The 25,882-nt window shown below is 75.5% G+C and carries 20 protein-coding genes; 4 read left to right on the forward strand and 16 right to left on the reverse strand.

The window, feature by feature from the left end; translation table 11 throughout:
* Positions 1 to 82 precede the first annotated feature (82 nt).
* Positions 83 to 835 carry a response regulator transcription factor gene (locus tag EDJALFJO_RS16395; RefSeq protein WP_088287207.1) on the forward strand — a complete coding sequence of 251 codons (753 nt, stop codon included), beginning with the start codon at positions 83 to 85 and terminating at the stop codon, positions 833 to 835.
* A gap of 20 nt (positions 836 to 855) precedes the next feature.
* Here EDJALFJO_RS16395 and EDJALFJO_RS16400 read toward each other — a convergent pair whose 3' ends face one another.
* The 6 genes from EDJALFJO_RS16400 to EDJALFJO_RS16425 all read right to left on the reverse strand — a co-directional run bounded on the left by EDJALFJO_RS16400 (position 856) and on the right by EDJALFJO_RS16425 (position 8,692).
* Positions 856 to 1,296, reverse strand: a complete 441-nt coding sequence (locus EDJALFJO_RS16400; RefSeq protein ID WP_143448615.1) for a hypothetical protein — start codon at positions 1,294 to 1,296, stop codon at positions 856 to 858.
* A gap of 65 nt (positions 1,297 to 1,361) precedes the next feature.
* Entirely contained in the window at positions 1,362 to 1,943 is a 582-nt protein-coding gene (locus EDJALFJO_RS16405; protein ID WP_088287152.1) for an ArsR family transcriptional regulator, read from the reverse strand.
* A gap of 31 nt (positions 1,944 to 1,974) precedes the next feature.
* Positions 1,975 to 5,016, reverse strand: coding sequence for an aminotransferase class III-fold pyridoxal phosphate-dependent enzyme (locus tag EDJALFJO_RS16410; protein WP_088287154.1), 3,042 nt, complete (start codon positions 5,014 to 5,016; stop codon positions 1,975 to 1,977).
* A 48-nt stretch (positions 5,017 to 5,064) separates the two neighbouring features.
* Complete coding sequence (locus EDJALFJO_RS16415; protein WP_088287156.1) at positions 5,065 to 6,024, reverse strand: SIS domain-containing protein; 960 nt, start codon at positions 6,022 to 6,024, stop codon at positions 5,065 to 5,067.
* Positions 6,021 to 7,394 carry a hypothetical protein gene (locus EDJALFJO_RS16420; protein WP_198950369.1) on the reverse strand — a complete coding sequence of 458 codons (1,374 nt, stop codon included), beginning with the start codon at positions 7,392 to 7,394 and terminating at the stop codon, positions 6,021 to 6,023. The genes EDJALFJO_RS16415 and EDJALFJO_RS16420 overlap by 4 nt, the downstream gene beginning before the upstream one ends.
* 2 nt (positions 7,395 to 7,396) lie before the next feature.
* Positions 7,397 to 8,692 carry a nucleotide disphospho-sugar-binding domain-containing protein gene (locus EDJALFJO_RS16425; RefSeq protein WP_088287209.1) on the reverse strand — a complete coding sequence of 432 codons (1,296 nt, stop codon included), beginning with the start codon at positions 8,690 to 8,692 and terminating at the stop codon, positions 7,397 to 7,399.
* Between the two features lie 283 nt (positions 8,693 to 8,975).
* Between EDJALFJO_RS16425 and EDJALFJO_RS16430 the strand changes: the two genes are divergently transcribed.
* Together EDJALFJO_RS16430 and EDJALFJO_RS16435 are read left to right on the forward strand one after the other, a co-directional pair.
* The gene (locus EDJALFJO_RS16430; RefSeq protein ID WP_088287158.1) at positions 8,976 to 10,067 is read left to right on the forward strand and encodes a HAMP domain-containing sensor histidine kinase; all 1,092 of its coding nucleotides are present in this window, start codon (positions 8,976 to 8,978) and stop codon (positions 10,065 to 10,067) included.
* Positions 10,060 to 11,706, forward strand: coding sequence for a DUF4173 domain-containing protein (locus EDJALFJO_RS16435; protein WP_088287160.1), 1,647 nt, complete (start codon positions 10,060 to 10,062; stop codon positions 11,704 to 11,706). The genes EDJALFJO_RS16430 and EDJALFJO_RS16435 overlap by 8 nt, the downstream gene beginning before the upstream one ends.
* A 27-nt stretch (positions 11,707 to 11,733) precedes the next feature.
* Here EDJALFJO_RS16435 and EDJALFJO_RS16440 read toward each other — a convergent pair whose 3' ends face one another.
* From EDJALFJO_RS16440 to EDJALFJO_RS16450, 3 genes are all read right to left on the reverse strand, one after another.
* On the reverse strand, positions 11,734 to 13,176 hold the full coding sequence (locus tag EDJALFJO_RS16440) for a nitronate monooxygenase (protein WP_198950370.1): 1,443 nt from the start codon (positions 13,174 to 13,176) through the stop codon (positions 11,734 to 11,736).
* Between the two features lie 159 nt (positions 13,177 to 13,335).
* Positions 13,336 to 14,919, reverse strand: coding sequence for an FG-GAP repeat protein (locus EDJALFJO_RS16445; protein WP_088287164.1), 1,584 nt, complete (start codon positions 14,917 to 14,919; stop codon positions 13,336 to 13,338).
* Positions 14,920 to 14,967: 48 nt separating this feature from the next.
* Complete coding sequence (locus tag EDJALFJO_RS16450) at positions 14,968 to 16,566, reverse strand: FG-GAP repeat protein (RefSeq protein WP_088287166.1); 1,599 nt, start codon at positions 16,564 to 16,566, stop codon at positions 14,968 to 14,970.
* 119 nt (positions 16,567 to 16,685) lie between these two features.
* Here EDJALFJO_RS16450 and EDJALFJO_RS16455 point away from each other — a divergent pair, with 119 nt between their 5' ends.
* The gene (locus EDJALFJO_RS16455; RefSeq protein WP_088287168.1) at positions 16,686 to 18,215 is read left to right on the forward strand and encodes a hypothetical protein; all 1,530 of its coding nucleotides are present in this window, start codon (positions 16,686 to 16,688) and stop codon (positions 18,213 to 18,215) included.
* A gap of 85 nt (positions 18,216 to 18,300) precedes the next feature.
* On the opposite strand, the gene EDJALFJO_RS16460 is transcribed toward EDJALFJO_RS16455, so the two are convergent.
* The 7 genes from EDJALFJO_RS16460 to EDJALFJO_RS16490 all read right to left on the reverse strand — a co-directional run bounded on the left by EDJALFJO_RS16460 (position 18,301) and on the right by EDJALFJO_RS16490 (position 25,842).
* Positions 18,301 to 19,962 (reverse strand): cation acetate symporter, encoded by a 1,662-nt coding sequence (locus EDJALFJO_RS16460; RefSeq protein ID WP_088287170.1) that lies wholly within the window; start codon positions 19,960 to 19,962, stop codon positions 18,301 to 18,303.
* On the reverse strand, positions 19,959 to 20,300 hold the full coding sequence (locus EDJALFJO_RS16465; RefSeq protein ID WP_088287172.1) for a DUF485 domain-containing protein: 342 nt from the start codon (positions 20,298 to 20,300) through the stop codon (positions 19,959 to 19,961). The genes EDJALFJO_RS16460 and EDJALFJO_RS16465 overlap by 4 nt, the downstream gene beginning before the upstream one ends.
* Positions 20,301 to 20,541: 241 nt before the next feature.
* On the reverse strand, positions 20,542 to 22,335 hold the full coding sequence (locus EDJALFJO_RS16470) for a cation acetate symporter (RefSeq protein ID WP_088287174.1): 1,794 nt from the start codon (positions 22,333 to 22,335) through the stop codon (positions 20,542 to 20,544).
* A 6-nt stretch (positions 22,336 to 22,341) separates the two neighbouring features.
* Complete coding sequence (locus EDJALFJO_RS16475) at positions 22,342 to 22,674, reverse strand: hypothetical protein (RefSeq protein WP_088287176.1); 333 nt, start codon at positions 22,672 to 22,674, stop codon at positions 22,342 to 22,344.
* 71 nt (positions 22,675 to 22,745) lie between these two features.
* Complete coding sequence (locus tag EDJALFJO_RS16480; protein WP_088287178.1) at positions 22,746 to 23,531, reverse strand: LytTR family DNA-binding domain-containing protein; 786 nt, start codon at positions 23,529 to 23,531, stop codon at positions 22,746 to 22,748.
* A 74-nt stretch (positions 23,532 to 23,605) separates the two neighbouring features.
* Positions 23,606 to 24,631: a hypothetical protein gene (locus EDJALFJO_RS16485; protein ID WP_088287180.1), complete on the reverse strand. Its 1,026-nt coding sequence runs from the start codon at positions 24,629 to 24,631 to the stop codon at positions 23,606 to 23,608.
* A 14-nt stretch (positions 24,632 to 24,645) separates the two neighbouring features.
* Entirely contained in the window at positions 24,646 to 25,842 is a 1,197-nt protein-coding gene (locus EDJALFJO_RS16490) for a sensor histidine kinase (RefSeq protein ID WP_088287182.1), read from the reverse strand.
* Positions 25,843 to 25,882 lie beyond the last annotated feature (40 nt).

Here is a 25,882-nt window from a genome sequence, read left to right on the forward strand (position 1 = left end):
GGTCGTGAGGGGTTGTGGAGAACCCGTGGACGCGGCGGGGGTCGCTGCACGCGTCGTGCGGACCCGCACTACCGTCGCTCCCGTGACGAACCCAGCGGAGCAGGCGGCAGTGCCCCGTCGGCTGCTCGTCGTCGAGGACGACCACGCGATCGCGGACGCCGTCGTCCGCCGGCTGCGCAGCGAGGGCTACGCGGTGGACGCCGTCCACGACGGACCGGCCGCCGTGGCCGCCGCCGAGCGCACCCGGTACGCGGCGGTCGTCCTCGACGTCATGCTCCCCGGTCTCGACGGGCTCGAGGTGTGCCGCCGGATCCAGGCCCGGGACCCCGTCCCGGTGCTCATGCTCACCGCCCGCGACGAGGAGCCGGACCGGATCGTCGGCCTCGGGGTCGGCGCCGACGACTACCTCACCAAGCCGTTCAGCCCCCGCGAGCTCGTCGCCCGGGTCGCGGCGCTGCTGCGCCGGGTCGACCGGGCGGCCGCGCTCGCGGCGTCCGCCGTCTCCGCCGAGCGCGAGGAGGGCCAGGTCGACGCGGGCGGGCTGTCCATCGACGTCGGGGCCCGCCGGGTCGTCGTCGGCGGCGACGAGGTGCACCTGACCCGGACCGAGTTCGACCTGCTCCTCGCGATGGCGCGCCGTCCCGGTCAGGTCGTCGACCGGGACCACCTGCTCACCGAGGTCTGGGACTGGCCGGACCTCGCGTCGGCCCGCAGCGCGCACGGCACCGCGGCCCGCGCGGTCGACAGCCACATCAAGGCGCTGCGTCGCAAGATCGGGGCGCAGCGGATCCGGACGGTGCACGGCGTCGGGTACGCGGTCGAAGCCCTGCCCTGATGCTCGCGGCGACGGGTTCGCTAGAAGATCCCGAGCTCCGCAGTGACGACGAGGCGGGTGGCCGAGGCCAGACAGGTGGCCGCCACCAGCAGTGCGTCGTCGACCTCGGGCTCGGCGACCGGGTCGTACGACCGAGGGTCGGGGTACTCCACCTGGTTCCGCCGCCTGCGGAGCCGGTCGAGCGACGACAGACCCGCGACGTCGGGGAACTGAGCGCGCATCGCGTCGACGACGACGAGGTGGCCCCCGCGGCTCGTCGGTCGCAGGCCCTGCCTGGCGAGAACGGCTGTCGCCGCCTTGCGTGCAGCGTCGTACGCGAGAGCGAAAGCGCCTTCCGGGTCGACCGCCCCACCGGAGCGGGCCAGGTCCACGTGCCGTCCCGCCGCTGCGAGCAGCGCCGCGACCGACTCCTCGCTCGTCTCCACCCGTTGCAGACGTCGTTCCGTCAGGAGCCTCTCCACGACGTCGGCTCCTTGTGACCAGCGTGGCACCGTTCCCCCTTCGTCAGCCCACCGCGGTCCGGACCCTACGCGCGGGGTAGGACACGGAGCAGGGCCGCGCCACGGAGCTGGCGGGTGAACGCGTCGTCGGCACGGGCCCACTGGTCGGCCGTGCGCAGGATGACGTTGACGTCCCGGCCGAGCCTGTCCTGCGCCCGGCTCGCCGCGGCGTAGGCGTCGTCGCGGTCGGGCGAGCCGACGAGCAGGACGTCGACGTCGTTCGGCGGCGGCCCGGGCTCGCCCAGGTAGCGGGCGGCCCAGGAGCCGACGACGACGACCTCGTCCACGCCGGCCAGGTCCGCGAACTCCTCGGCGACGACGACCTGCGGGCCGAACGACATCGACACCAGTCGGGCGAGCGGCTCGAAGTACGGGTTCGTCTCGTCCGCCCGGACGAGCTTCGTCCGGCCGATCGACCGCGTCGTGAGGAGTGCCGCGACGGAGAGCCGGCGGACCTCGCCGGCGACGGTCTGGTACGGCTGCCGGGTGCGGTCCGCCAGCTCCTCGATCGTCCACTCGCGGGCCGGGTCGGCGCACACGAGCGCGAGGACGTCCCCCTGGAGCCGCGAGCGGAACACCGGGAGGAGCGGAGGCGGCGCGGTTCGCACCGAGCCAGTATTGCTTCTTTACTGAGCAATATCAATCGTCAATGAAGCAATACTGGGCCTCGGCCTCGGTGAGCGCCTCGTCGACGGCCCGGACGAGCAGGTCGCCGTCCGCGTCCGAGAGCACCATCGGCGGCTTGATCTTCAGGACGTTGTGGTCCGGGCCGTCGCTCGACAGCAGGACGCCGCGGCGCTTGACCGCCTCGACGACCGCGGACGCCGCGGCACCGGCCGGGGTGCGGGCCTGCCGGTCGGTGACGAGCTCGACGCCGAGGAACAGGCCGCGGCCGCGGACGTCGCCGACGAGCGGGTGCCGCTCGCCGACGGCGCGCAGGTCGGCGAGCAGCCGGCCGCCGAGCCGGGCGGCGTGCGCGCGCAGCCGCTCGTCGACGACGACGTCGAGCACGGCCTGCCCGACGCGTGCCGAGACCGGGTTGCCGCCGAAGGTGTTGAAGTACTCCATCCCCGTGAGGAAGGACCGGGCCACCTCGGGCGTCGTGACGACGGCCCCGATCGGGTGCCCGTTGCCGATCGGCTTGCCGAGGGTCACGACGTCCGGGACGACGCCGTGCTCCTCGAACGCCCACCAGGCGGTGCCGACCCGGCCGAACCCGGTCTGCACCTCGTCGGCGACGCAGATCCCGCCCGCGGCCCGGACCCGCTCGTAGGCCCCCGCGAGGAAGCCCTCGGCGAGCACGACCTGGCCGGCCGTCCCGGGGATCGCCTCGGCGAAGAACGCGGCCGGCCGCCGGCCCGCCGCGGCGATGCCGTCGAGCAGCCCGTCGAGGTCCCTCAGGTAGGCCGGGACGCCGGCGTCGTCCCCGTCGCGGTGGACGCCGCGGTAGGCGTCCGGCATCGGGACGACGTGGGTCCGGTCGGGCTTGCCGAGCCCGCCCGGGGCGTCGAACTTGTACGGGCTGATGTCGATGATGCTCGTCAGGTGCCCGTGGTAGGCGTGGTCGAGCACGACGACGTCGCGCGCGCCGGTGTGCGCGTAGGCCAGCCGCAGGGCGAGGTCGTTGGCCTCGGAGCCGGAGTTGACGAGGAACACCACGCTCAGCGGGTCGGGCATCGTCGCGGCGAGCCGGCGCGCGTACGTCGTCACCGCGTCGTGCAGGTAGCGGGTGTTCGTGTTGAGCAGCGCCTGCTGCTCCGCCGCGGCGGCGACGACCCGCGGGTGGCAGTGCCCGACGTGCGCGACGTTGTTCACGAGGTCGAGCCAGCCGCGGCCGTCGGCGTCGTAGAGGTAGGCGCCCTCGCCGCGGACGATGTGCAGCGGCTCGGCATAGCTCAGGCTCAGCGCGGGCGAGAGGTGGTGCCCGCGCTCCCGGGCGATCTCGGGCGCGCTGCGGGGCGCGGCGCCGCGCAGACCGCGCGGGTCGGCGAGCACGAGGTTCGGGTCGGGGGACAGGCTCTCCCAGACCGCGAGCTCCGCGCGGGCCGCGACGCCGGACACGTCGACACCCAGGCCGAGCAGGTCGGTGAGGAGCTGGAGGTGGACGTGCGGCGCCCAGCCGCCGTTCTCGTGCCGGTCGCCGACCTCGGCGACGACGCCGCCTGCCGGAATGTGTTGCCCCAGAACGAGTCTCGGCAGGGACGGGCGCGACAGGTGACCGTACAGCGTGAAGAACGGGGCGCCGTCCGGGTGCTCGGGGGTCGCCGGCGCGCGGTGCTCGAGGACGACGACCGGCCCGTAGTCGAGCGGCGCGGCGTTGTCGGCGAGGGCGACGACGACGCCGTCCAGCGGGGCGTGCACCGGTGTGCCGGCCGGCACGAACAGGTCGACGCCGAGGTGCACGGACCGCTTCTCCGGCAGGCCGTCCGACGCGGTCTCGCCGGTGTCGAAGAGGTCGCTCGTGTAGACGTGCCGGTCCTCGAGGTACGGGCCGATGCCGACCCGGGCGGGGTCGACCGCGTCGGCCGACCAGTCGTACGGCCCGCGCGGCAGGTCCGCGAGCGGGGCGGCGAGGACGGGCGCGAGGGCGTCGGCCGGCAGCTGGGCGAGGTGGGCCCGGACGGCGCGCGCGTGCGGCACCGGCTCGAGACCGCACGCCTCACGCAGCCGGTACGTCGTCAGAAGGTCGTCGCCGGACCCGGTGCGGCACAGTCGCTCGAGCAGTGACCGGACGGCGGCCTGGCTCACGAGCAGGTACTCGTTGCCCGGGTCGGCCGCGTGCTGGACGGCGGCCATGACGACGCTCGTCGCGAGCCGGGCCCGGACGAGCCCCTGGAGCAGCGCCACCTCGGCGGCCGACAGCGGTGCCTGCGCGTGGTAGCCCTCGACGACCGGCAGGACGGCCCGCCACGGGTCGCCGGAGGCGTTGTCGGAGAACGTGTCGGCCATCGCGTAGGTGAGCGCCACCCCGAGCCCGCAGACCCGCGGCGCCCGGCACAGGTCGCCGAAGTCGACGAGCGCGGTGACGGCGCCGTCCGGCCCGAGGACGACGTTGCCCTCGTTCGCGTCGTTGTGGATCGCCTGCTGCGGAAGGGCTCCGAGCCGGGGCAGGGTGTCCGCGGCGAACCCGGTGAGGACGTCGGTGACCAGGGCGCGCAGGTCGGGGTCGGTCACCGCGGCGGCGTCGGCGAGCCGGTCGGCGGCGGTGAGCAGGTTCCAGCGGTGGGCCCGGTCCAGGTGCGGGTGCTCGAACGGGGCCAGCGCGGCGTCGACGACGGCGACGGTCCGGCCGAGGCTGCGCAGGGCGGCCGAACGGGCCGCCCGGTCGGTCGGTGCCCCGTCGGCCCAGGTCGTGCCGTCGGACCAGGACAGCGCCCGGCCGACCCTCGTCGCCGTCCCGCCCCCGGCGGCCGGGATGTCGACGTCGACACGGGTGACGTCGTCCGGGGTCCGCAGGACGTGCGGCACGAGGCCCGCAGCCGGCCCGCCCGCCAGGTGCTCCAGCGCGGCGTTCTCGAGGTCGACGTCGTCGGCGTCCTCGGGTGCGTGCACCTTGACCACGGCGCGGCGCCCGTTCACGACGTCCTCGACGACGGCGTTCCAGGTGCGCTCGCCGGGCAGCCGGCGCACCGCGCCGTCGATCCCGAACCGCGCCGCCACCTGTTGGATGACCCGTTCCATCTCCACGCCGCGGAGCCTAGGGGACCGCCGCGGCCGGCCCGGCGGGGGTCAGCCCCGCAGCCAGGCGTCGGCGGCGAGCAGCTCGGGCACGAGGACCTCGCTGACGAGCCGCACGTCGTCGTCCTCGTCGCCCGCGTACCGCAGGGACGTCGTGGCCCCCGGCACGTCGCCGCCGACCGCGACGACCGTCGACCCCCGCTCCCGCGTCCAGCGCAGCAGCTCGTCCTCCCAGCGGGAGCCGGCGAGCAGCAGCATCCGGTAGTCCGTGGTCTTCGTCAGGTAGACGTCGACGTGGCTCCAGTCGCCGGTCTCGCAGCCGACGGCCGGCCGGCGCGGACCCTCGCGGAGCATGAGCGCGCCCTGCTGCGCGCTCGACAGCCGGCGGGCGGGGGCCACGAGGTGGGTGCCGTCCGGGCCGAGCAGGGCCTGCGACAGCCCCGGCAGCCAAGTGTCGCGCCGGGCGAGCAGGTCCTCGCTCGCGTCGGCGGCCCGCGCCGCCAGCCGCGCGACGTCCACCGGCGGCCCGCCGACCCGGTTCGCCAGGGCCAGCAGGAGCAGCAGGGTGTGCTGGAAGGAGCGGCACGCCACACCGCCCGCCTCCTCGCCGGCGTGCATCGCGACGACGGTGTCGCAGGTCGCCGCGAGGTCCGACCCGGGCCGGTTCGTGAGCAGCGCCACCGGCCCGCGGGCGCGGTAGTGCTCGACGGCCGCGGTCGTCTCGCGGGAGCCCCCGCCGGCGGAGACGGCCAGGACGAGCGTGTCGTCGCCCGCCGCCGGGAGCAGGTCGGTGCTCGCGAGCTCGGCCACGGCGTCGACCCCCGCGGCCCGCAGCCGGGCGGCGACGACGCCGGCCGCGTAGGCCGACGAGCCCATGCCGAGCAGCAGCACCCGGCGGCTGCGCGCCGGGGCGAGGCGCGCCCAGGGGTCCTCGTCCCGCAGCCGGTCGGCGAGGTCGCGGAGCACGGCGGGCTTGGCCTCGAGGTCGGCGAGGAAGGCGGCAGGGATCACGAGCGGTGCGCTCCGGGTTCGTCGGGGGCGTCGGGTCCGTCGGGGGCGTCGAGCAGGGCGCCGAGCGCGCCGTCCGGCACGTAGCGCCAGTGCGGCAGGTGCTGGACGGCGTAGTGGAACTCGCGGCACTCCTGCTGCAGGCGCACGGGCCGCAGGAGCCGCTCGTCGAGGAGGTCGGACAGCCCGTGCCGGGCCAGGCCCGCGCGGTAGCGGTCGAGGAAGACCCGTTCGGCGCGGGCGGTCCAGCGGGTCACGACGGCGGCGTCGACCCCCTCGGTGCGGCGCAGCACCACCCGGCCGACGTGGTCCAGCGACGCGAGCATGCCGGCGACGTCGACCGCCGCCGGTAGGCGCCGGGCGCGCTCGGCGGCGGCCACGACGGGGTTGCCGTCGAAGTCCACGACGGCGTAGGCCGGACCGTCCGCACCGGGGCGTCGCAGCACCTGGCCGACGTGCAGGTCGCCGTGGACGTCGATCGTCGGGCTGCCGGCCGCGTGCGCGAGCGGGGCGAGCCCCGCGGCGATCCGCGGGGCCCGCGCCGTGAGCCGCTCGCCCTCCGGCCCGTCGACGCGTGCGACGGCCTCGGCGAGGTCGGCGCGGGCCCGGGCGTGCCACTGCTGCGCCTCGGGGCCGGTGAGGGCGCCGCGGCCGGCGGTCGCGAGCGCCGCGTGGAGGCCGGCGACGAGGTCGCCGAGGACGGCGACCGGGATCAGCGCGGCGGCCTCGTCGAGGTCGCCCCGGGCGTGGGCGCGCAGGTCGGCGACGGCCCAGTCCCAGCCGTCCCGGGCCCCCGGCAGGTACTCGGTGACCGTCGCCAGCAGCAACGGCTCGGTGCCGCCGGGCACGTCGGCCGTGAGCACCCCCCAGGGGCGTGCGGTGCCGGTGAAGCCGCCGGCGACCAGGGCGCCGAGCCGTTCGGGTGCCGGGTGCCGGACGTCGTCCCCGGCCGCCGGCTGGCGCAGCGCCCACTTGACCACGGCGCGCTCGCCGACGACGACCGACTCGTTCGTCTGGTCGGCGGTCACAGCGCGCTCACCGGATGCCGCAGCGCCGTACCAGCGCACCAGCCGGAAGCCGTCCGGGGCGGGCCCCTGCGGCCGGGCGAGCAGCTCCACGAGCGCCTGGGCGACGCCGTCCCCGGCCGTCGCCCGCCGCGCACGGGCCGCGGTGACGACGACCGGCACCGTCCAGCGCCGTCCGGCCCCGTCCGCCACGACGGCGACGTGCCGGCCCGCACCGAGGTCGAGAGCGGTCACCAGGGTCAGCGGCGGGTCCACCGGCTCGGCCGTGAAGCCCTCGCGGGCGCGCTGGACGAGCTCCCGGCCGGCCTGCGCGACCTGCTGCGCGAGAAGGGATCCGCCGTCGGCCACCGTCAGGCGCGCTGCCCGCGGCCGGCCGCCTCGATGACGTCCGCGCCCCGGCGCAGACCGTCCCGGGCGCGGACGGCGGCCCCGACGCCGGCGAGCCGCTCCCGGCGCGCGGGCTCGAGGGCGGTCGTGATCGCGGCGGCCAGCTCCTCGTCGGTGAACCGGTACGTGTCGAGCCGGACGCCGAACCCGAGCTCGTCCATCCGCTGCGCGTTGTCGTACTGGTCCCAGAACAGCGGGAGCAGCACCATCGGCCTGCCGAAGTGCAGGGCCTCCGTCGTCGTGTTGTTGCCGCCGTGCGTGACGACGGCGTCGACCGACGGGATGACCCGGGTCTGCGGCAGGAACTCGGCGCCGACCATGTTCGGGGCCAGCTCGAGCTCGGCGGCCCGCGGCCCCATGCTCACGACGTACCGGTGCGGGGTGCGGCCCAGGCTCTCCACGAGCCGCCGCATGAGGTCGAGGTCGGCGCCGCCGAGAGAGCCGAGCGAGACGTAGAGCAGCGCGCTGCCCTCCGGGCGGTCGGCGACGACGGCCGGCAGCTCGTACGCCTCGTCGGTCTCCCGGACGCTCGAGTCCATCCGGTGCCAGGCGGGGCCGAGCGGGCGGGCGTCGGTGTAGTCGGCCTCCGCCGGGTAGACGTAGAGGTTCGCGACGTCGCTGGTGTGGACGAACTCCAGGTCCGGCAGCGGCGGGGCGCCCTGCTCGACGACCCAGGCGTCGAAGTCCGCCCACAGCGGGCGCATGACCCTGTCGTACTCGGCGCGGAACGACGCCCACTGCGTGTCGTCGGCGGCCGGCAGGCCGGAGAACGCCGGTGGCACCCCGGATCCGGGCACCTCCAGCGGGTTGCAGGAGACGATGCGCACGAAGGGGACCCCGGCGGTGTTCAGCGCCGGGAACGCCACGACGTTGTCCTCGACGACGACGTCCGCGCCGCTGCGGGCGACGATCTCGCGCAGCTGCGGCTCGCAGTACCGCGCGCCGTCGACGAGCGCGGCGAACGTCGGCCTGATGAACGACTCGAGCTGCTCGACCGTGGGACGGCGGAACTCCGGTGCCGTGTCGCGGATGAAGTCCTTCCAGAACTGCCCGGCGTCCTGCTCGACCTCGGTGCCGTCGGCGTCCAGGACGGGCTCGGGCGGCGGCGCGAGGTCGACGAGGTCCTCCTCGAAGCCGAGCGCGGCGAGCCGGCCCTTCCACGAGGCCTCGGCGGCGAAGACGATCCGGTGCCCGCGACGGCGCAGCACGTCCGCGATCCCGATGCACTGGTTCGTCGGGCCGAAGGCGGACTCGGGCATGAACAGGACGGTCAACGGGCGCTCGGTCACGGCGGTGCCTCCTGGCTCGGGTCGGTGGGTGGCCGCGCCCCGCGCGGCCCTGCCTCACCAGGGCGTCGTCCTCCTGCTGTCGGCGGCGGGCCGACTCTAACCAGCGCCCGGGCCGCCGCACCAGTGCTCGCCCACGGCCGGCGGGGCACCGGCCGCGGGCGGCGTCGCGGCCCCCGGACCACCGCCGCGGCCTTCACGGCTCCTCCACACGAAGCACGCGGGAGCGCCGCACATCGTGGCTACCGTCGTCGGCATGAGGTTGGACCTGCGCCCGCTCGACCCGGTGCGCTCCATCAAGGCGAAGCTCGGGCTGCTCGTCGCGTCGAGCATCGTCGCGGGCGTGCTCACGACGTGGATCGGGTTCGACTACCTCGGCTGGCGGGGCCGGTGGAGCATGGCGTTCGCCGTCGCGGTGGGGCTCGTCGTGACGCAGGTGCTCGCGCACGGCATGACGTCCCCGTTGCGGCAGATGACGTCCGCGGCGCGGGAGATGGCCGCAGGGCGGCCGGCGACCCCGGTCCGGACGACGAGCCGCGACGAGGTCGGCGAGCTCGCCCGCGCGTTCACCGCGATGTCCCGCGACCTCGCGAAGGTCGACCGGCAGCGCCGCGACCTGCTCGCCAACGTCGCCCACGAGCTGAAGACGCCGGTCGCCGCTCTGCGGGCCCAGCTCGAGAACCTCGTGGACGGCGTCCGCGAGCCCGACGGACCGGCCCTCTCCGAGGCCCTCGACCAGACCGAGCGGCTCGCCGCGCTCGTCGAGGACCTCCTCGACCTCGCCCGGGCGGACGCGGGCGTCGCCCCGCTGCGGCGCAGCGCCGTCGCCGTCCGGTCGGTCGCGGACGACGTCGCGCACGAGGTCGGGATCGCCCGGCCCGGCCGCGACGTGCTCGTGGACGTCCCCGAGGACCTCACCGCGGACGCCGACCCGGCCCGGCTGCGCCAGGTGCTCGTCAACCTCGTCGACAACGCCGCCCGGCACGCCACCGAGGGCGGCCGGGTCGACGTCCGCTGCCGGTCCGACGGCGCCGGCGGGCTCGTCGTCGAGGTCACCGACGACGGTCCCGGCATCCCGCGCGACCAGTGGGACGCCGTCTTCGAGCGCTTCGAGCACGGCACCACGCCGGAGCCGGCCGGTGCCCCCGCGGGCCGGTCCGGCGGCGGCGGGACCGGGCTGGGCCTCGCCATCGCCCGCTGGGCGGTGGCCCTGCACGGCGGCCGGATCGCCGTCGTCCCCTCACCCCGCGGCTGCCGGATCCGCGCCGAGCTGCCGGCCGGCCCGGCAGCGCCGTCGAACGGCACCGCCCCGAACACCCCGACGAGGCAGGAGACCTCCCGTGCCTGACGAGACCCCGACCACCGACCCGAAGCCCGCCGCCGCGCAGGCCTCGACCGCGAGCCCCGGCGCGCCCGCCGCCACGGCGTACGCGCCCCCGCCGCCCGGCCAGGCCCAGGCCGTGCAGGCCGCCTGGGCGGGGCACCCCGGCTACACCGCGCCCCACCCCATGCTTCCCGGGTTCATCGGCCCGCGCCGCCCCACGCTCGTCGAGCGGTACTGGCCGAAGCCGGCGGCGCCGCCGTCCGCGGCGCTGCTCGCCGCCTGCCTCGGTGTCGGCCTGCTCGTCGCGTCGACGTTCTACGCCCCGCGGCTCGGGCTGCAGTCCGGGCTCGTCGCCGCCGCGCTCACCGTGGTCGCGGTCCTCGCGGCCCGCAGCGACGACCGCCCGCGCTCCGCCTACCGGACGACGGCCGCCGGTCTCGCCGTGGCGCTCGCCTGGGTGCCGGCGGTCCGGGACGCCGCCCCGACCGTCGCGCTGAGCGTCGTCGGTGCGCTCGGGCTCGCGCTGCTCGCCGCCGCGGACGGCCGGACCTGGCCCTCGGTGCTCCTCACCGGGCCGGCCACGGCCGTCGCGAGCGTCCGCGGCGCGCTGTGGGCCGGCTCCCGGTTCGCCTCGCTGAAGCGGCCCGCGGGGGTCGGCCCGTGGCTGCGCGGCGGTGCGCTCGGCCTGGTGGTCGTCTGGGTCGTCGGCGCCCTGCTCGCCTCCGCCGACTCGGCGTTCGCCGCCGTCGTCGACGCCGTCACCCCGAGCCTGGAGCTGCAGTCGCTGCCCGGCCGCGCCGTCCTGCTCGTCATCGGCGCGGTGTTCGCGCTCGCCCTCGCGACGCTCGCCGCCTCGCCGCCGCGGTGGGAGGCCGTGCGGGTGCCGCACCGCGGCGGGTCCGCCGTCGAGTGGGCGGTGCCGCTCGTGCTCGTCGACGTCGTCCTGGCGGCCTTCGTCGCCGTCCAGGCGACCGTGATGTTCGCCGCCCGCCCCGACGCGCTCCTCGGCACCGGGACGACGGCCGCCGAGCGCGCCCGCCAGGGCTTCGGCCAGCTCGTCGCCGTCACGCTCATCGCCGTCGTCCTGCTCGCGTGGGCCGGCCGCCGGGCCGGCACCGACCGGTCGAGCGGACGGCGGCTGCTCGGCCTGCTCGGCGGCGGCCTCGTCGTCCTCGTGCTCGTCGTCGTCGCGTCGGCGCTGCGCCGGATGGCCCTCTACGAGCAGTACTTCGGCTGGACCGTGCTGCGCCTGCACGTCGCGGCGTTCGAGGTGTGGCTCGCGGTGGTTCTCGTGCTCTGCGGGCTCGCGTTGACGGTGCGGCGGGTCGACCTCGTCGCGCGCGGCGTCGTCCTGGCCGCCGCCGGGGCGCTCCTCGGGCTGAACCTCATGAGCCCCGACGCGGTCGCCGCCTCGGCGAACGTGGACCGGTACGCGGCGACGGGCAAGGTCGACCTCGCCTACCTGGCCCGGCTGTCCGACGACGCCGTGCCGGCGCTGACCCGGCTGCCCTTCGCGGACAAGGTCCTGGTTCTGGAGGGGCGCGTCGCCAAGCACGACCCCTGGTACGCCGTGAACCTGTCCCGGCTGCGGGCCGCCGGGATCCTGCCGGACACGGCCCCGCCGGCCGAGCTCGGGCGGTTCGAGATCCCGGACCAGTCGTGAGGCGGCCGGACCCCGATCCGGACGGGCTCAGACCCCGCTGGCCACCGGGTTCGGGTCGGTCGGGGCGACGGCCACCTCGCGGAGCAGCCAGGCGACGGCCTCGGTCGCCGTCCAGCCCTCGGTGTTGCCGCCGTGCAGCCAGTGCTCGTTGTCGAGCCGCCGGGCGCCGGCGAGGTCCGCCCCGAGGGTGACCATCGGCTCCTCGACGTAGCCGTCCTTGCGGTGCTGGCCGAGGCCGACGTCGGAGGTCAGGGCGTTGCACAGGCACTTCGCGCCCGCGGTGCCCTCGGGGTCGCCGCCCTTGCGGATGAACACGTCGACGGGTTCGGCCGGGCAGCGGTAGCCGACCTGCCCGTTCGCCCGGGCGTACGGCTGGCGCAGGTAGCCGAGGTCGCACAGCCGCGGCCGGCGCTCGTACTCGGCGTCGTCCGAGAGCGTCCCGGAGAGCTGGGCGACCTTGAACGGGAAGCCGGTCGGGGACGCCGAGGCCTCGGTCCGCACCTCGAGCGTGCCGGCCCGCAGGGCGAGCAGGAGCTCCTCGCGGAGCGGGTCGAGCAGCCCGGACTCCCGGGACAGCGCGAAGAGCGTGCCGACCTGGACGCCGGCCGCACCCGACTCCAGGGCCTTCTTCACCATCTCCGGCTCGCCGTAGCCGCCCGCGAGCCAGAACGGCAGCCCGATCGACGCCAGCGCCTCGAGGTTCGCGTCGTCCCGCGGGCCGTAGACCGGCTGACCTGTCTCGTCGAGGACGAGCTTGCCGCGCGGCGGGGCGTTGTGGCCGCCCGCGACGGGGCCTTCGACGACGAAGCCGTCGGGCCGGGTGGAGTCCTCGCGGTTGAGGTACTGGGCCAGGACGTGCGAGGACACGATCGCGAGGAAGGTCGGACGGCGCAGCGGCGGGAGCGCGTCGCGCGGCGCGAGCGTCGTCGGGTCGAGCGTGACGTGCCCCGACTCCCCGCCCGCGACGTCGACGGTGACGGTGCCGGGCCGGTGCTCGGCGAGCTCGTCGAGCAGGTGCGGGATCTCGCGCGGGATCCCGGCGCCCATGAGGACGACGTCGATCCCGGCGAGCATCGCGCCGTAGGCCGCGGCCGGGGTCGCCATCTGGATCTTCTCCAGGAAGTTGATCCCGACGAGGCCGCTGTGGCCCTCCTTGGCGAGCCAGACCTCGACGAAGTTGCCGACGACGCTCAGCTCGTCGCGGTGCTGGTCGGGGCGCAGCCCGAGCCGCGGGACCGGCCGGTACGGCTCGCCGCCACGGCCCTCGGGGCGCAGGTAGGCGTCCACGACCCGGCGGGCGACGTCGGGCAGCGGGAAGTCGGCGAGGGCCCGCTGGACATGGCCGCCGGGGTCGCCGTCCTGCAGCCGGCGGGCGACGACGACGTCGAGCGCGGTGCCGGAGACGACACCGAGCTGGCCGGTCCGGGCGACGGCGTTCGCGAGCTGCCAGGAGGACACGCCGACGCCCATGCCGCCCTGGATGACGACAGGCAGGCGTACAAGAGGAGCTGGGGACATCGTCGTACCTCGGGTGGACTCGGTCGGACGGGTGACTGCCAGCGTCGCAGGAGCGTTCAAGATCCCCGGGGGTCCAAGGTCCTGTTCCCGTCGGGCGACGTGCGTCGCCGGTCAGCCGTCGAGCGCGGATCCGAACCGGCCGCCGGTGTCGCGGACGCCGACGATGCCGGGGGTGTCGGCCTCGACGAACGTCGGGTTCGGGAAGGCCTCGAGGCCGTCGGTCCCGTCGAGCCAGTTCACGCCGCCGGCGTTCGCGACACCGCCCAGGTCCTCCCCGGGGACGCCGATGAGCAGCGACCGGCCCTGCACCGCGGCGAGCGTCGTGCCGAAGCCGTCCCCGGCCTCGGCGGCGCCCGGCATGCCGGACGTGTCCTGGGAGAGCAGGCCGACGCGCACGTCGGCGTCGTCCGGGTTCGGCCCGGTCGCCGTCTGGGCGAGCACGGTGACGGACCCGGCCCCCGCGTGGCCGGAGACGACGTCCCCGGGTGCACCGACGACGATGCTGTTGACGAAGGACTGCTCGTCGAGCCGGGTGACGACGACCGAGGTGCCGAAACGGTCGCCCGCCTGCGCCACGCCCGCGACCCCGGCGGTGTCCTGCGAGCGGACGACGGCACCGGCCCCGGTGATCCCGTTGACCGAGCCGGGGACGAAGGTCACGGCCCCGGCCCCCGCGTTCTCGCCGGGGGCGCCGACCGCGAGGTCGATCCCCTCGGCCCGGAAGCCGACGTCACCGGCCGCGAGCGACCAGCCGAACCGGTCGCCGGGCTCGGCGGTGCCGGGAACGCCGGGGGTGTCCTGGTCGATCGCCCGTGCGAGGGACGCGGCGGAGAAGCTGCTGATGAGGCTGAACACGACGACGGCGCCCGCGTCGCGGTTCTCGCCGGGGACGCCGACCGCGAGGTCGAGGTCCTCGTCGAGGTCGAAGTCGGCGACCGCCAGCGACGCGGCGAACCGGTCGCCGTTCTCCGCGGTCCCGGGGACCCCGAGCGAGCTCGCCGTGACGAGGCGCTGCGGGAAGGCCCGGTCGGTGAGCTGGAAGCCGCTGACGATGCCGAAACCGCCCTGGGAGGTGCCCGTGGCGGTGACCCGTTCGTCGGGGATGCCGATGACGAGGTCGTCCCCGCCGGTGCCGTCCATGTCGGCGACCTCCAGGACGGCGCCGAAGTGCTCCCCAGGCCGGGCGGTCGCGCCCGCGAACATGCCCTCGGTGACGACCCGGAACGGGACGGCCGCGTCCGACCCGCCGTAGATGATCGTCACCGTCCCGCGGCCGTCGTTCTCGCCGGGCGCGCCGACCGCCAGGTCGCCGCAGCCGTCGGTGTCGAAGTCCCCGATGACCGCCGCGGCGCCGAACCGGTCGCCGGGCTCGGCGGTGCCCGGCACGGCGGGCCCGCCCGGCACGACCGGTGCGCCCTGGGCGAGCCGCACGTCCCGGTAGCCACCGGCGACGTGGGAGACGACGTGCACGGCCCCCGCGTCGGCGCCCTTCCCGGGCTCGCCGACGGCCCAGTCGGGCAGGCCGTCGCCGGTGAGGTCCAGCGTCTGCACCGAGGTGTTGGCCCTGCACGTGCCGATGAGGCCCTCGGCGGCGGGGGCGACGGCGACCACCGAGGCCATCGTCACGGCGGGGGCGACGAGCGACGTTACGGTGAGCAGCCGCACCGTGCGGCGGGGGCGGGGCGGGCGGGCCATGGGGGCTCCTCGGGTGGACGACGCGAGCGCAGGGAGTGGGCGGGCCGGTCAGCCGTCGAGGCCCGCCCCGAAGCGGCCGCCGCGGTCGCGACCGCCGACGATGCCGGGGGTGTCGGCCTCGACAAGGGTGGTGCCGGCCGGTGAGGCACCGGCGCCGGCCGCGCCGTCGAACCAGTTGACCGCGCCGGCGTCGGCCACGTCCCCGAGGTCCTCGCCCGGGACGCCGATCAGCAGCGACCAGTCCGTCGCGCCGCCGTGACCGGAGAGCGTCGAGCCGAAGCCGTCACCCGCCTCGGCCGTGCCGGGCACCCGTGAGGAGTCCTGGGTGAACGTGCCGACGGTCGTGAAGTCCGCCAGCGGGGTCGGGCCGGTCGCGGACTCCTCGAGAAACGTCACGGACCCGGCGCCGGCGTGCCCGGAGACGACGTCCCCGGGGGCGCCGATGACGACGCTGTTCGTGGAGCTCTTCTCGTCGAAGGCCGCGACGAGCAGGGCCGCACCGAACCGGTCCCCGGCCCTGGCGGCGCCGGCGAGCCCGCGGGTGTCCTGGGTCACCACGGTGCTCCCGGTGCCGGTCGGGCCGGCGGCCGACCCGGGCACGAAGGTCACCGACCCGGCGGACGCGTTCTCGCCCGGGGCGCCGACGGCCAGGTCCTCGGCGAACCCGCCGGGGAAGCCGACGTCGCCCGCCGCGAGCGCGGCGCCGAACAGGTCGCCCGGCTCGGCGGTACCGGGGACGCCGGGGCTGTTCTGGTCGAACCCCTTCGCCGTGAACGGGGCGCGGATCCCGCTGCCCGGGTTGGTGAGCACGACGGCGGCACCCCGGCCGGCGTTCTCGCCGGGGACACCGACGGCCAGGTCGTCGTCACCGTCGCCGTCGACGTCGCCGGTGGCCAGGGCGCGGCCGAACCGGTCGCCGTTCTCCGGGGTACCGGGCACGCCCGCCGAGGCGGCGGTGACGACCCCCTGCGGGAAGGTCGTCGTGCCCGCCGCGAGCTGGGCGCCGGTGACGACGGCGAAGCCGCCCTGCTCGCTGCCGGTCGACGTGACCCGCTCGCCGAAGGCGCCGATGACGAGGTCGGTCCGGGCGTCGCCGTCGAGCTCGGCGGTGAGCAGGACCGCTCCGAACTGCTCGCCCGGGCGGGCGGTCGCGCCACCGAAGGAGCCCTCGCCGAAGACCCGGTCCGGCACCGCCGCGTTGCCGAAGAGGATCGTCACCGCGCCCCGGCCGCCGTTCTCGCCCGGTGCGCCGACCGCCAGGTCGCCGCAGCCGTCGCCGTCGAAGTCGCCGATCGCCGTCGCGGCACCGAACCGGTCCCCGGCCTCGGAGGTGCCCGGGACGGCAACCCCGCCCGGCAGCACCGGCGCGCCCTGCACGAGCCGAAGGTCGCGGAACCCGGTCCCGAGGAGGGAGACGACGTGGACGGCGCCCTCGTCGGCGCCCCGGCCCGGTTCGCCGAGGGCCCAGTCGTGGAGGCCGTCGCCGGTGAGGTCGAACGGCTGGTGCGCCTCCGGGGCGGTGCACGTGCCGAGCACAGCACGGGCCGCCGGGGCGACCGCGACGGCCGACAGCAGGGCGGGTGCGGCGAGGGCGGCGGCCGCGAGCAGCCGGAGGGTCAGGGCACCGGACCGGGACGAGCGGGACATGGCCACTCCTTCGGCTGCGACGTGCGGCGCATCCTAAGATCAACAACCGCTGCCGGGGAACCCCTGCCCGAGGGGCCGGCGGATACCCGCCGCGCCGCAGGTCACGGCAGGATGTGCCCGTGACCGAGCAGCCCGCCCCCGAGGGCGTCGTCTTCCCCGCCCACGGCGGCCGCCGCTCGACGTCGCGGACCGGGCAGGCGGTGCTCGCGGACGCCGTCCGCACGTACGACCCCGACCTCGCGGCCCGGGTCGAGGGCCTGCCGGACTGGCGGACGGGGTACCTCGACCCGTTCCGGCACCTCACCCTGCTCGAGGGCGCCGGCCCGGTCGAGATCGCCAGCGCGGGGCTGGACTCGGTGCACGCCCGGTTCGTCGTCGACGTCGGCGGCAAGGACCTGCCGCTCGACGTCGCGCTCGCCGGCGGCGTCGCCGACGAGGAGCGGATGCCCTCGATCCACACGGTCGTCGTCGAGGGGCGCGGCGCAGCGGCGGCGGACGGCGCGGGGGCCGCCGGGCTGTCGGTGCCGTACGCGGGCGGCCGGCTCGCCGGCGACGCCCTCGGGCACCGGCTCGACGTCTGGCTCGCCGCCGGCACCGTCGAACCGTCGTTCGCGGACGCCGTCCGGTCCGTCGCCGCCCACCCCGGCTGGCTCGACGCCCGCGACCTCACGGTCGTCGTCCTCGGCGCCGGCGCCGAGATGGGTCCGCTCGTCTCCCTGCTGCGCTGGGGCGCGCACGTCGTCGCCGTCGACCTGCCCCGGCCCGCGATCTGGCGCCGGCTCCTCGAGGTGGCCCGGACGTCCCCCGGCCGGCTCTCCGTACCGGTCTCGCGCTGGCTGCCCGCCGGAGCCTCCGACGACGAGGTCGCGGACGCCGCCGGGGTCGACCTGCTCACCCAGGCGCCCGCCGTCCTCGGCTGGCTCGCCCGGATCGAGGGCCCCTTCACGCTCGGGCACTACGTCTACGCGGACGGCGCGCTGCACACCCGGGCGTCCGTCGCCGTCGACGCGGTGACCGCCGGCCTGCTCGCCGCCCGGGACGACGTCTCGCTCGCGTTCCTCGCGACGCCGACGGACGCCTTCCTCGTGCCGGCCGACGCCGTCGAGGACTCCCGCCGGCGCTACGCCGAACGAACGCTCCTCGGTCGCCTGGGCCGGGTCGGCTCCGCGGGCCGGCTCTTCACGCCGAACTACGACGGCGTCGTCGACCTGCCCGACGGCACCCCGGTCGGCCTCAACGACTCGCTCGTGCCGCAGCAGGGCCCGAACTACGCGCTCGCCAAGCGGATCCAGCGCTGGCGGGCGGTGCAGGCGCGGGCCTCGGGCCGGCTCGTGTCGCTCAACGTCGCGCCCGCGACGCGGACCCGCTCGGTCATGCGCAACCGGGTGCTCGCGGCGGCGTACGCCGGCGCCCACCGGTTCGGCGTCGAGGTCTTCGACCCGTCGACGTCGAACACCCTCATGGCCGCCCTGCTCGTCCACGACCTGCGCAACCCCTCGGCCGTGGCCAACCCCGCCGTCGACCTCGCGCACCCGCTCGAGATCGTCTGGCAGGGCGCGAACCACGGCGGGCTGTGGCGCACCCCCTGGAAGCCTCGCTCCGTGCTCGGCATCGCCGTCGTCCTCGGCATGGTCCAGCGCAGCGCCTGACCGCCGTCCGGGGTGCGGAAACGGCGGTGGCCGGGCCGACCCGGGAGGGGGTCGACCCGGCCACCGGGTCGTGCGGGGCGTTGCGTCAGTGCGAGACGGCCTTCTCGGCACCGGCACCCGTGAGGGACCGGACCTCCATCTCGGCGTACTTCTCGAGGTTCGTCTCCTCGCGGCTCGTCACGCTGCCGAGCCAGCCGAGGAAGAACGAGAGCGGGATCGAGACGATGCCCGGGTTCTCCAGCGGGAAGTAGCTGAAGTCGATGCTCGTGTTCGTGATCATCGACAGGCCCAGGCCCGTCACCGGGTCGACCTTGCCGGACATGACCGGCGAGAAGACGATGAGGCCGACGGAGGAGATGAGCCCGCCGTAGATGCTCCACACCGCGCCGCGGGTCGTGAAACCCTTCCAGAACAGGGAGTACAGGATCGTCGGCAGGTTCGCCGACGCCGCCACCGCGAAGGCCAGGGCCACGAGGAAGGCGATGTTCTGGTCCTTGGCGTAGATGCCGCCGACGATCGCGACGAGGCCGATGACGACCGCCGTCCGCCGGGCGACCTTGACCTCGTCGTCCGCGCTGACCTTGCCCTTCTTGATGACGCTGGAGTACACGTCGTGGGCGAAGGAGGCGCTCGCGGTGATGGTCAGGCCGGCGACGACCGCGAGGATCGTCGCGAAGGCGACCGCCGCGATGATGCCGAGCAGGAGCGTGCCGCCGAGCTCGTACGCCAGGAGCGGCGCGGCCGAGTTCGCCTTGCCGGGAGCGGCGAGGATCGCCTTCGGGCCGACGAGCCACATCGCGCCGTAGCCGAGGACGAGCGTGAACAGGTAGAAGCCGCCGATTAGCCAGATCGCCCAGACGACCGAGCGACGGGCCTCCTTGGCCGAGGGCACCGTGTAGAACCGCATGAGGACGTGCGGCAGGCCTGCGGTGCCGAAGACGAGCGCCATCGACAGCGAGATGAAGTCGATCTTCGTGAGGTTCGTCAGCCCGTACTTCAGACCCGGGTTGAGGACGGCGTCCGCGGGGAGCGGCTCCTTCTTCGGGTTCGCGGCGGCCGCGTCACCGAGGAGGCCGGAGAGGTTGAAGCCGGACTTGCTGAGGACCCAGAAGGTCATGACCGCGGCGCCCGTGATGAGCAGCACCGCCTTGATGATCTGGACCCACGTCGTGCCCTTCATGCCGCCGACGAGCACGTAGACGATCATGAGGACGCCGACCACCATGATGGTGATGTTCTGGCCAGCGGTGCCCGTGACGCCGAGGAGCAGGTTGACCAGGCCACCGGCGCCGGCCATCTGGGCGAGCAGGTAGAACAGCGAGACCGCGAGGGTCGAGACGGCGGCAGCGGTCCGGACCGGACCCTGGCGCAGCCGGAACGACAGCACGTCGGCCATCGTGAACTTTCCGGTGTTGCGCAGGAGCTCGGCGACGAGGAGCAGGGCGACCAGCCAGGCCACGAGGAAGCCGATCGAGTACATGAACCCGTCGTAGCCGGAGACCGCGATGGCCCCCGCGATCCCGAGGAACGACGCGGCCGAGAGGTAGTCGCCCGCGATGGCGATGCCGTTCTGCCGGCCGGTGAAGGCGCGACCGCCGGCGTAGTAGTCCGCCGCCGACTTGTTGTTGCGGGAGGCGCGGATGACGATGACGAGCGTCACCGCGACGAACAGGACGAAGATCGAGATGTTGACGGTCGGGCTGCCGACCGACGTCGCCGCGTCCGCGGCCAGGCGCACCGCGCTCACTTGATCTCACCGCTCTCGATGTGCTCGCGGAGGCTCTCCGCGGTCGGGTCGAACTGACGGTCGGCCCAGCGGGCGTAGATCATCGTGATCGCGAACGTCGAGACGAACTGGAGCAGGCCGAGCACGAGCCCGACGTTGATGTTGCCGACGAGCTTGATGGACATGAAGTCCTTGGCGTACGCGGCCAGGAGCACGTAGGCGAAGTACCAGGTCAGGAAGAACGCCGACACGGGGAAGACGAACCGGCGGAAGCTCTTGCGGAGGTTCGCGAACTCCTCACTGGCCTGCACCTCCTCGTACGACGTGCCGCTGCTGCGGCCTACTGGTGTCTGGGACACGAGACCTCCCTCTCGTCACCCGGGTGCTCCGATGCACACCGGCTTGTGATGACGCTCACTGTGTGCGGGCGGGAACGGGGACTGAAGGGGGTCGTCACGGACGTGCGACCGGCGGTCCCGGCGTCGCGGCGATCGGGGAACCCCTCTGCGACGAGCGGTACCTCAACCGCGCCGAATGGCGCGCGTCACAACGGTTCGCCTGTGCGCACGAACGACCACGAACGGTGCTCGGGCGGCCGTCTCAGGGCTCGCGGCGGGAGGGGCCCCGGTCGAGGACGAGCCGCTCCGGGGTGTGCAGCCGGACCATGGTGCGCCCGACGGACTTCGGCACGGTCCGCCGGGTCAGCAGGGACACCCCGACCATGACGGCGAACGCGGTCGGCACGGTCCAGGCCGCGGGCTGCGCGAGCAGGGCCCCGAGCAGGCCGGGGGAGGAGCCGACGGACGTCGCGGCGTCGGTGAACCTCGCGCCGAAGACGATCGTCCACAGCACCGCGCCGGACGCGAGCGAGCCGCCGACGACGAGGCCCGCGACCGCGCCGGCCTTGGTCAGCCCGCGCCACCAGATCCCCAGGACGAGCAGCGGGCAGAACGTCGAGGCGGCCACCGCGAACGCGAGCCCGACGGTGTCGGCCAGGCTCGTGCGCAGCGTCGCGAAGGAGAGCACGATCGGGACGGCGACGGCGAGGACGGCGCCCAGCCGGAAGCCGCGGACCGTCGAGCGCAGCCGGCCGCGCAGCAGGTCCTGGGAGAGCACCCCGGCGACCGACACGGTGAGCCCGCTCGACGTCGAGAGGAACGCGGCGAACGCCCCCGCGACGAGGAGCATCGAGACCCCGGTCGCCCACGGCTCGGGGAGCATCCGGCTCGGCAGCAGGAGCACGACGGCGTCCGTGCGGCCGGTGAGCAGCAGGTCGGGGGCGTAGATCCGGCCCATCGCCCCGTAGAACGGCGTGAAGACGTAGAACGCCCCGAGCAGCCCGATGACGACGAGCGTCGTCCGGCGTGCGGCGCGGCCGTCGGGGTTGGTGTAGAAGCGCACGAGGACGTGCGGCAGGCCCATCGTGCCGAAGAAGAGGGCGAGCAGGAGCGAGTAGAGCCGGTACGTCGGGTGGTCGCGGCCACCGGCCCCGGCGAGCGGCTGGGACCAGGTCGCGCCGTCCGCCGCCCGCACGCTCTCGACGTGCGGCACGACCGAGCCGGCGGGCAGGGTCACCTCGCTGCCGCCCTCGACGACGCGCCGCCCGGTCTCCAGGACGACCGGCCCGTCGACGCGGACGCCGTCCAGCGTGCCGCGCATCGTCACCGGGACGGCCTCGTCGACCCGCAGCCGGACGGTGTCGGGCACCCTGACCGTCGTCGCCTCCCGGACCGTCGGCAGCTGCGGCCGGGACGGGTCCGGGGCGCCGTCCGACTGCCACGCGACCGCGAGGATGAGCACCCGGACGGCGATCGCGGTGAGCTTGAGCCAGAACTGGAACGCCTGGACGAACGTCACCGAGCGCATGCCGCCCGCGACGACGTTGAGCATGACGACGACGCCGACGACGAGCGCCCCGACCCAGCGCGGCGCGCCCGTGACCGTGCGCAGGGCCAGCCCGGCTCCCTGGAACTGGGGCAGCAGGTAGAGCCAGCCGATGCCGACGACGAGCATCGACGCGAGCCGGCGCACGGTCCGCGAGGCGAGCCGGATCTCCGCGAAGTCGGGCAGCGTGTAGGCGCCCGAGCGGCGCAGCGGCGCGGCGACGAGCGCGAGCAGCACGAGGTAGCCGGCGGTGTAGCCGACCGGGTACCAGAGGATGTCGACGCCGAAGGTGAGGACGAGCCCGGCGACCCCGAGGAACGACGCCGCGGAGAGGTACTCCCCGCAGATCGCCGAGGCGTTCCAGCGCGGGCCGATCATCCGGCTCGCGACGTAGAAGTCGGACGTCGTCCGGGACAGCCGCAGGCCCACCGCACCGACCCCGAGGGTCGCGACCGCGACGAGGATGACGGACAGGACGGCGGGCCAGGCCGCGGTGTCGGTGGAGACCACGGGCGGTCAGTCCCGCTCGACGAGCTCGGCGAAGTCCCGCTCGGTGCGCTCGGCGGCCCGCACGAGCCACCAGGACGCCGCGAGCAGGAGCGGGTAGACGCTCCCCCCGAGCAGCAGCCACGGCAGCGGGACCGTGAGGATCCGGACGCTCGCCAGCCGCGGCTCGACGGTGAAGAGCACCGGCAGCGCCGCGAGGAACACCGCGACGACCGCGAGCACCGTGAGCCCGCGCCGCAGCTGGGCCCGCAGCAGCGAGCGCATGTAGACCTCGCCGATGTCGGTCTGCTCGTCGATCTCGCGGGTCGGCGGCCGGTTCGGTGGGCGGGTGGCGGCGGCCATCCGCGGGTTGGTCACCCGGACGCGTGCCGTCCGGTCCTTCCGGTCGCCGCGCCCTGCCGGCCGGGGCTCCGTCAGCGGGTTTCCCGGGTCAGGCTCGCGGCCCGGACGAGCCGGTCGCGCAGCTCCTTGGTGTGCCGGCGGCTCACCTGCAGCACCCGGTCGCCGAGCCGGACGGCGCACCGCCCGCCGTCGATGCGGATCTCGTCGACGTGGGGGAGGGCCACGAGGGTGCTGCGGTGGATGCGGACGAAGCCTGCGCCCGCCCAGCGTTCCTCGAGCGTCGTCAGCGGGATCCGGACGAGGTGGCTGCTCGACGCGGTGTGCAGCCGCGCGTAGTCGCCGTGGGCCTCGACGAACCGCACCTGGGAGCGCTGCACGAACCGGGTCACGCCGCCGAGCTCGACGGCGATCGTCTCGTCCTCCGGGCCGGCGTCCGCCTCGACGGGGGCCGGGCCGATCGCCTCGACGACCCGCTTGACCGCCTCGGCGAGCCGCTCGGGCCGCACCGGCTTCATGACGTAGTCGGTCGCGCGCAGGTCGAAGGCGTCGATGGCGTGCTGGTCGTAGGCGGTGACGAAGACGACCTGGGGCCGCTGGGAGAACCGGGCGAGCACGCGGGCCAGGTCGAGGCCGTCGAGGCCGGGCATCTTGATGTCGCAGAAGATGACGTCGACCGGCTCGGCGTCCAGGGCCCGCAGCGCCTCGGCGCCGCTCGTCGCCGTCCGGATCGGGCCGACCCGCGGGTCCCGCGAGAGCAGCCAGGCGAGCTCCTCGCGCGCCGGTGCCTCGTCGTCCACGACGAGGGCACGCAGCGGAGAGCTCTCCGCGCGTGCCGCAGGCGTCGTCGCACCGGACATGCGCCTGAGGTTAACGGGGACCACCCGTGGTTCTGAAGGGGCAGGGGTGGTGGACCTGTGGCTCGACCTGTGGCTCAGCCGGCGGCGGGGCAGCCCCGGTCCGCGATCCAGCGCTCGACGGCAGCCTCCAGGGCCGCCTGCGGGAAGCCGGTCACCTCGCTGAACACGTACGGCGTCTCGGCCTCGAGGTAGAGCGCCGCGGCGGCCTCCCGCACGGACCCGGCCGGGCAGCCGTCGGTGCCGTCGGCGGCGTCGAGCTCGAGCGTCGCGACGATCGCCTGCCCGGGGCCGAGGTCGTACGGCAGCGGCGGCTGCGAGACCAGCCGGAGGCCGCCGGCGTCCGGTGCGGCCCGCGGGGTCACGAGCGTCGACAGGTTGCCGTGGTTGACGACGCGGACCGTGGCGACGCCGCCCCCGCCGTCCGAGGCGACGACGACGGCGACGTGCAGCCCGGTGCGCGAGGGCGGGCACAGCGGGTCGAGGACGTCGAGGAGCGTGTCGCGGTCGAGGATGGTCGCGAGCGCCGGGAACCGCCGTCCCTGCCGGTCGAGCTCGATGACCCGGACCCGCGCCGGGAGCACGCCGGAGGTCTCGCAGTCCGCGCTCACCGTCGCCGCGAGGGTCACGGATGCCTGCGGTGCGAGGGGCGCGGCGGGCGGGGTGTCGACCGTGGCCGTCCCGAGCCCGACGAGGTCGACGGCGACGACCCGGCGCTCGACGCCGCCCCGGTTCGTCAGCTCGACGGTCGCCCGGACGTGGTCGAGGTCGCCGCCCTCGCGGCCCGCGGGGCGGACGCGGGCGAACAGCCGGGCGTCGACCGGGGGGTCGGCGGTGACGTCGGAGGCGTCGTCCGCGGAGGCCGTCGGGGCCGCCGTCGAGGGCCGGGGGACGGGGCGGTCGTCCGGAGCGCCGTTCTGGGCGAGCCCGACGCCGACGAGCGCGAGGACGGCCAGCACGGAGGCGGTCGTCGGGCCGTACCGGTGGAGCCGGCCGCGGGGCGGCTGCGGCTCCTCGGTGGCCGCCGGGTCGTCGAGGTCGACGGTGCTGCCGCCGTCCAGCGGGGGCTGCGGCGCCGCGCTCCCGGTGACCTCCTTGCTCATCTGGTGATTGTGGCCTAGCCGGCCCTGACGCCCGGGTGGAACTTGGGCACCCGGAAGCTCACCTTCGTGCCGGCGCCCGGGGCGGTCTCGACGACGAGGCCGTAGTCGTCCCCGAAGACCTGGCGCAGCCGGGCGTCGACGTTGCCCAGGCCGACGGAGTCCGCCTCGGACTCCCCGGCAAGGATCCGCCGCACGAGCTCCGGGTCGGTGCCGACGCCGTCGTCCTCGACCCAGATGAGGGCCTCGGAGCCGGCGTCCTGGGCGCCGAGCGTCACGTGCCCGATGCCGGTCTTGCCCTCGAGGCCGTGCCGGACGGCGTTCTCGACGAGGGGCTGGACGGCGAGGAAGGGGACGGCGACCGGCAGCACCTCGGGCGCGACGACGAGCTGCACCTGGAGCCGGTCGCCGAACCGGGCCTGCTCGAGCACGAGGTAACGCTCGATGTTGCGCAGCTCGTCGGCGAACGTCGTGAACTCGCCCCCGCGGCGGAAGGCGTACCGGGTGAAGTCCGCGAACTCCAGGAGCAGCTCGCGGGCCCGCTCCGGATCGGTGCGGACGAAGCTCGCGATCGCGGCGAGCGAGTTGTAGACGAAGTGCGGGCTGATCTGTGCCCGCAGCGCCCGCAGCTCGGCCTCCGCGGCGCGCGACCGGGACTGGTCGAGGTCCGCGAGCTCGACCTGCGCCGACACCCACCGGGCCACCTCGTCGGTCGCCCGGACCAGCCCGGCGTTCGTCTCCGGCCCGTAGGCGATGAGCGCCCCGACGACCCGGTCCTCGCTCGTCACCGGCGAGACGACCGCCGTCCGGATCGGGCAGTCGACCGACCCGCAGAAGACCTCGGGGCCCTCCAGGACGACGCTGCGCCCGGTCCGCAGCACCTCGGCCGCGTGCGCGGCGGCCTGCGGGGCGTGGTGGTTGCCCGCGCCGTCCCAGGCGAGCGTCGACCCGGCGTCGGTGAGGGCGACCGCCGAGGTGCCGAGCAGCGTCCGCAGGTGCTTGGCGGCCCGGCTCGCCCCGGTCGGGGTGAGCCCCTCGCGCAGGTGCGGCGCCGCCAGCCCCGCCGTGTGCAGCGTCGCGAACGTCGCCCGGTCCGCGGGCCCGCCGAGGTCGCGCCCGCGCAGGATCGCCCACCCGATGACGAGCGCCACGAGTGCCACGACGACCGTGGCGGCAACGAGCACCACCCACGGCCCGATCCCGGCTGCGCCCATGCGGTGCACCGTAGCCGCCGGACGCAGGTGCCGGAACGAC

It is taken from the genome of Kineosporia sp. A_224 (assembly GCF_002198655.1).
Taxonomy (GTDB): Bacteria; Actinomycetota; Actinomycetes; order Actinomycetales; family Kineosporiaceae; genus R-H-3.

Coding starts and splice junctions, on each gene's coding strand:
- EDJALFJO_RS16410 (WP_088287154.1), bottom strand. CDS start 5,016: ATGGAACGGGTCATCCAACAGGTGGCGGCGCGGTTCGGGATCGACGGC.
- EDJALFJO_RS16425 (WP_088287209.1), bottom strand. CDS start 8,692: ATGCCCGAGTCCGCCTTCGGCCCGACGAACCAGTGCATCGGGATCGCG.
- EDJALFJO_RS16430 (WP_088287158.1), top strand. CDS start 8,976: ATGAGGTTGGACCTGCGCCCGCTCGACCCGGTGCGCTCCATCAAGGCG.
- EDJALFJO_RS16440 (WP_198950370.1), bottom strand. CDS start 13,176: ATGGGCGTCGGCGTGTCCTCCTGGCAGCTCGCGAACGCCGTCGCCCGG.
- EDJALFJO_RS16445 (WP_088287164.1), bottom strand. CDS start 14,919: ATGGCCCGCCCGCCCCGCCCCCGCCGCACGGTGCGGCTGCTCACCGTA.
- EDJALFJO_RS16450 (WP_088287166.1), bottom strand. CDS start 16,566: ATGTCCCGCTCGTCCCGGTCCGGTGCCCTGACCCTCCGGCTGCTCGCG.
- EDJALFJO_RS16475 (WP_088287176.1), bottom strand. CDS start 22,674: ATGGCCGCCGCCACCCGCCCACCGAACCGGCCGCCGACCCGCGAGATC.
- EDJALFJO_RS16480 (WP_088287178.1), bottom strand. CDS start 23,531: ATGTCCGGTGCGACGACGCCTGCGGCACGCGCGGAGAGCTCTCCGCTG.
- EDJALFJO_RS16485 (WP_088287180.1), bottom strand. CDS start 24,631: ATGAGCAAGGAGGTCACCGGGAGCGCGGCGCCGCAGCCCCCGCTGGAC.
- EDJALFJO_RS16490 (WP_088287182.1), bottom strand. CDS start 25,842: ATGGGCGCAGCCGGGATCGGGCCGTGGGTGGTGCTCGTTGCCGCCACG.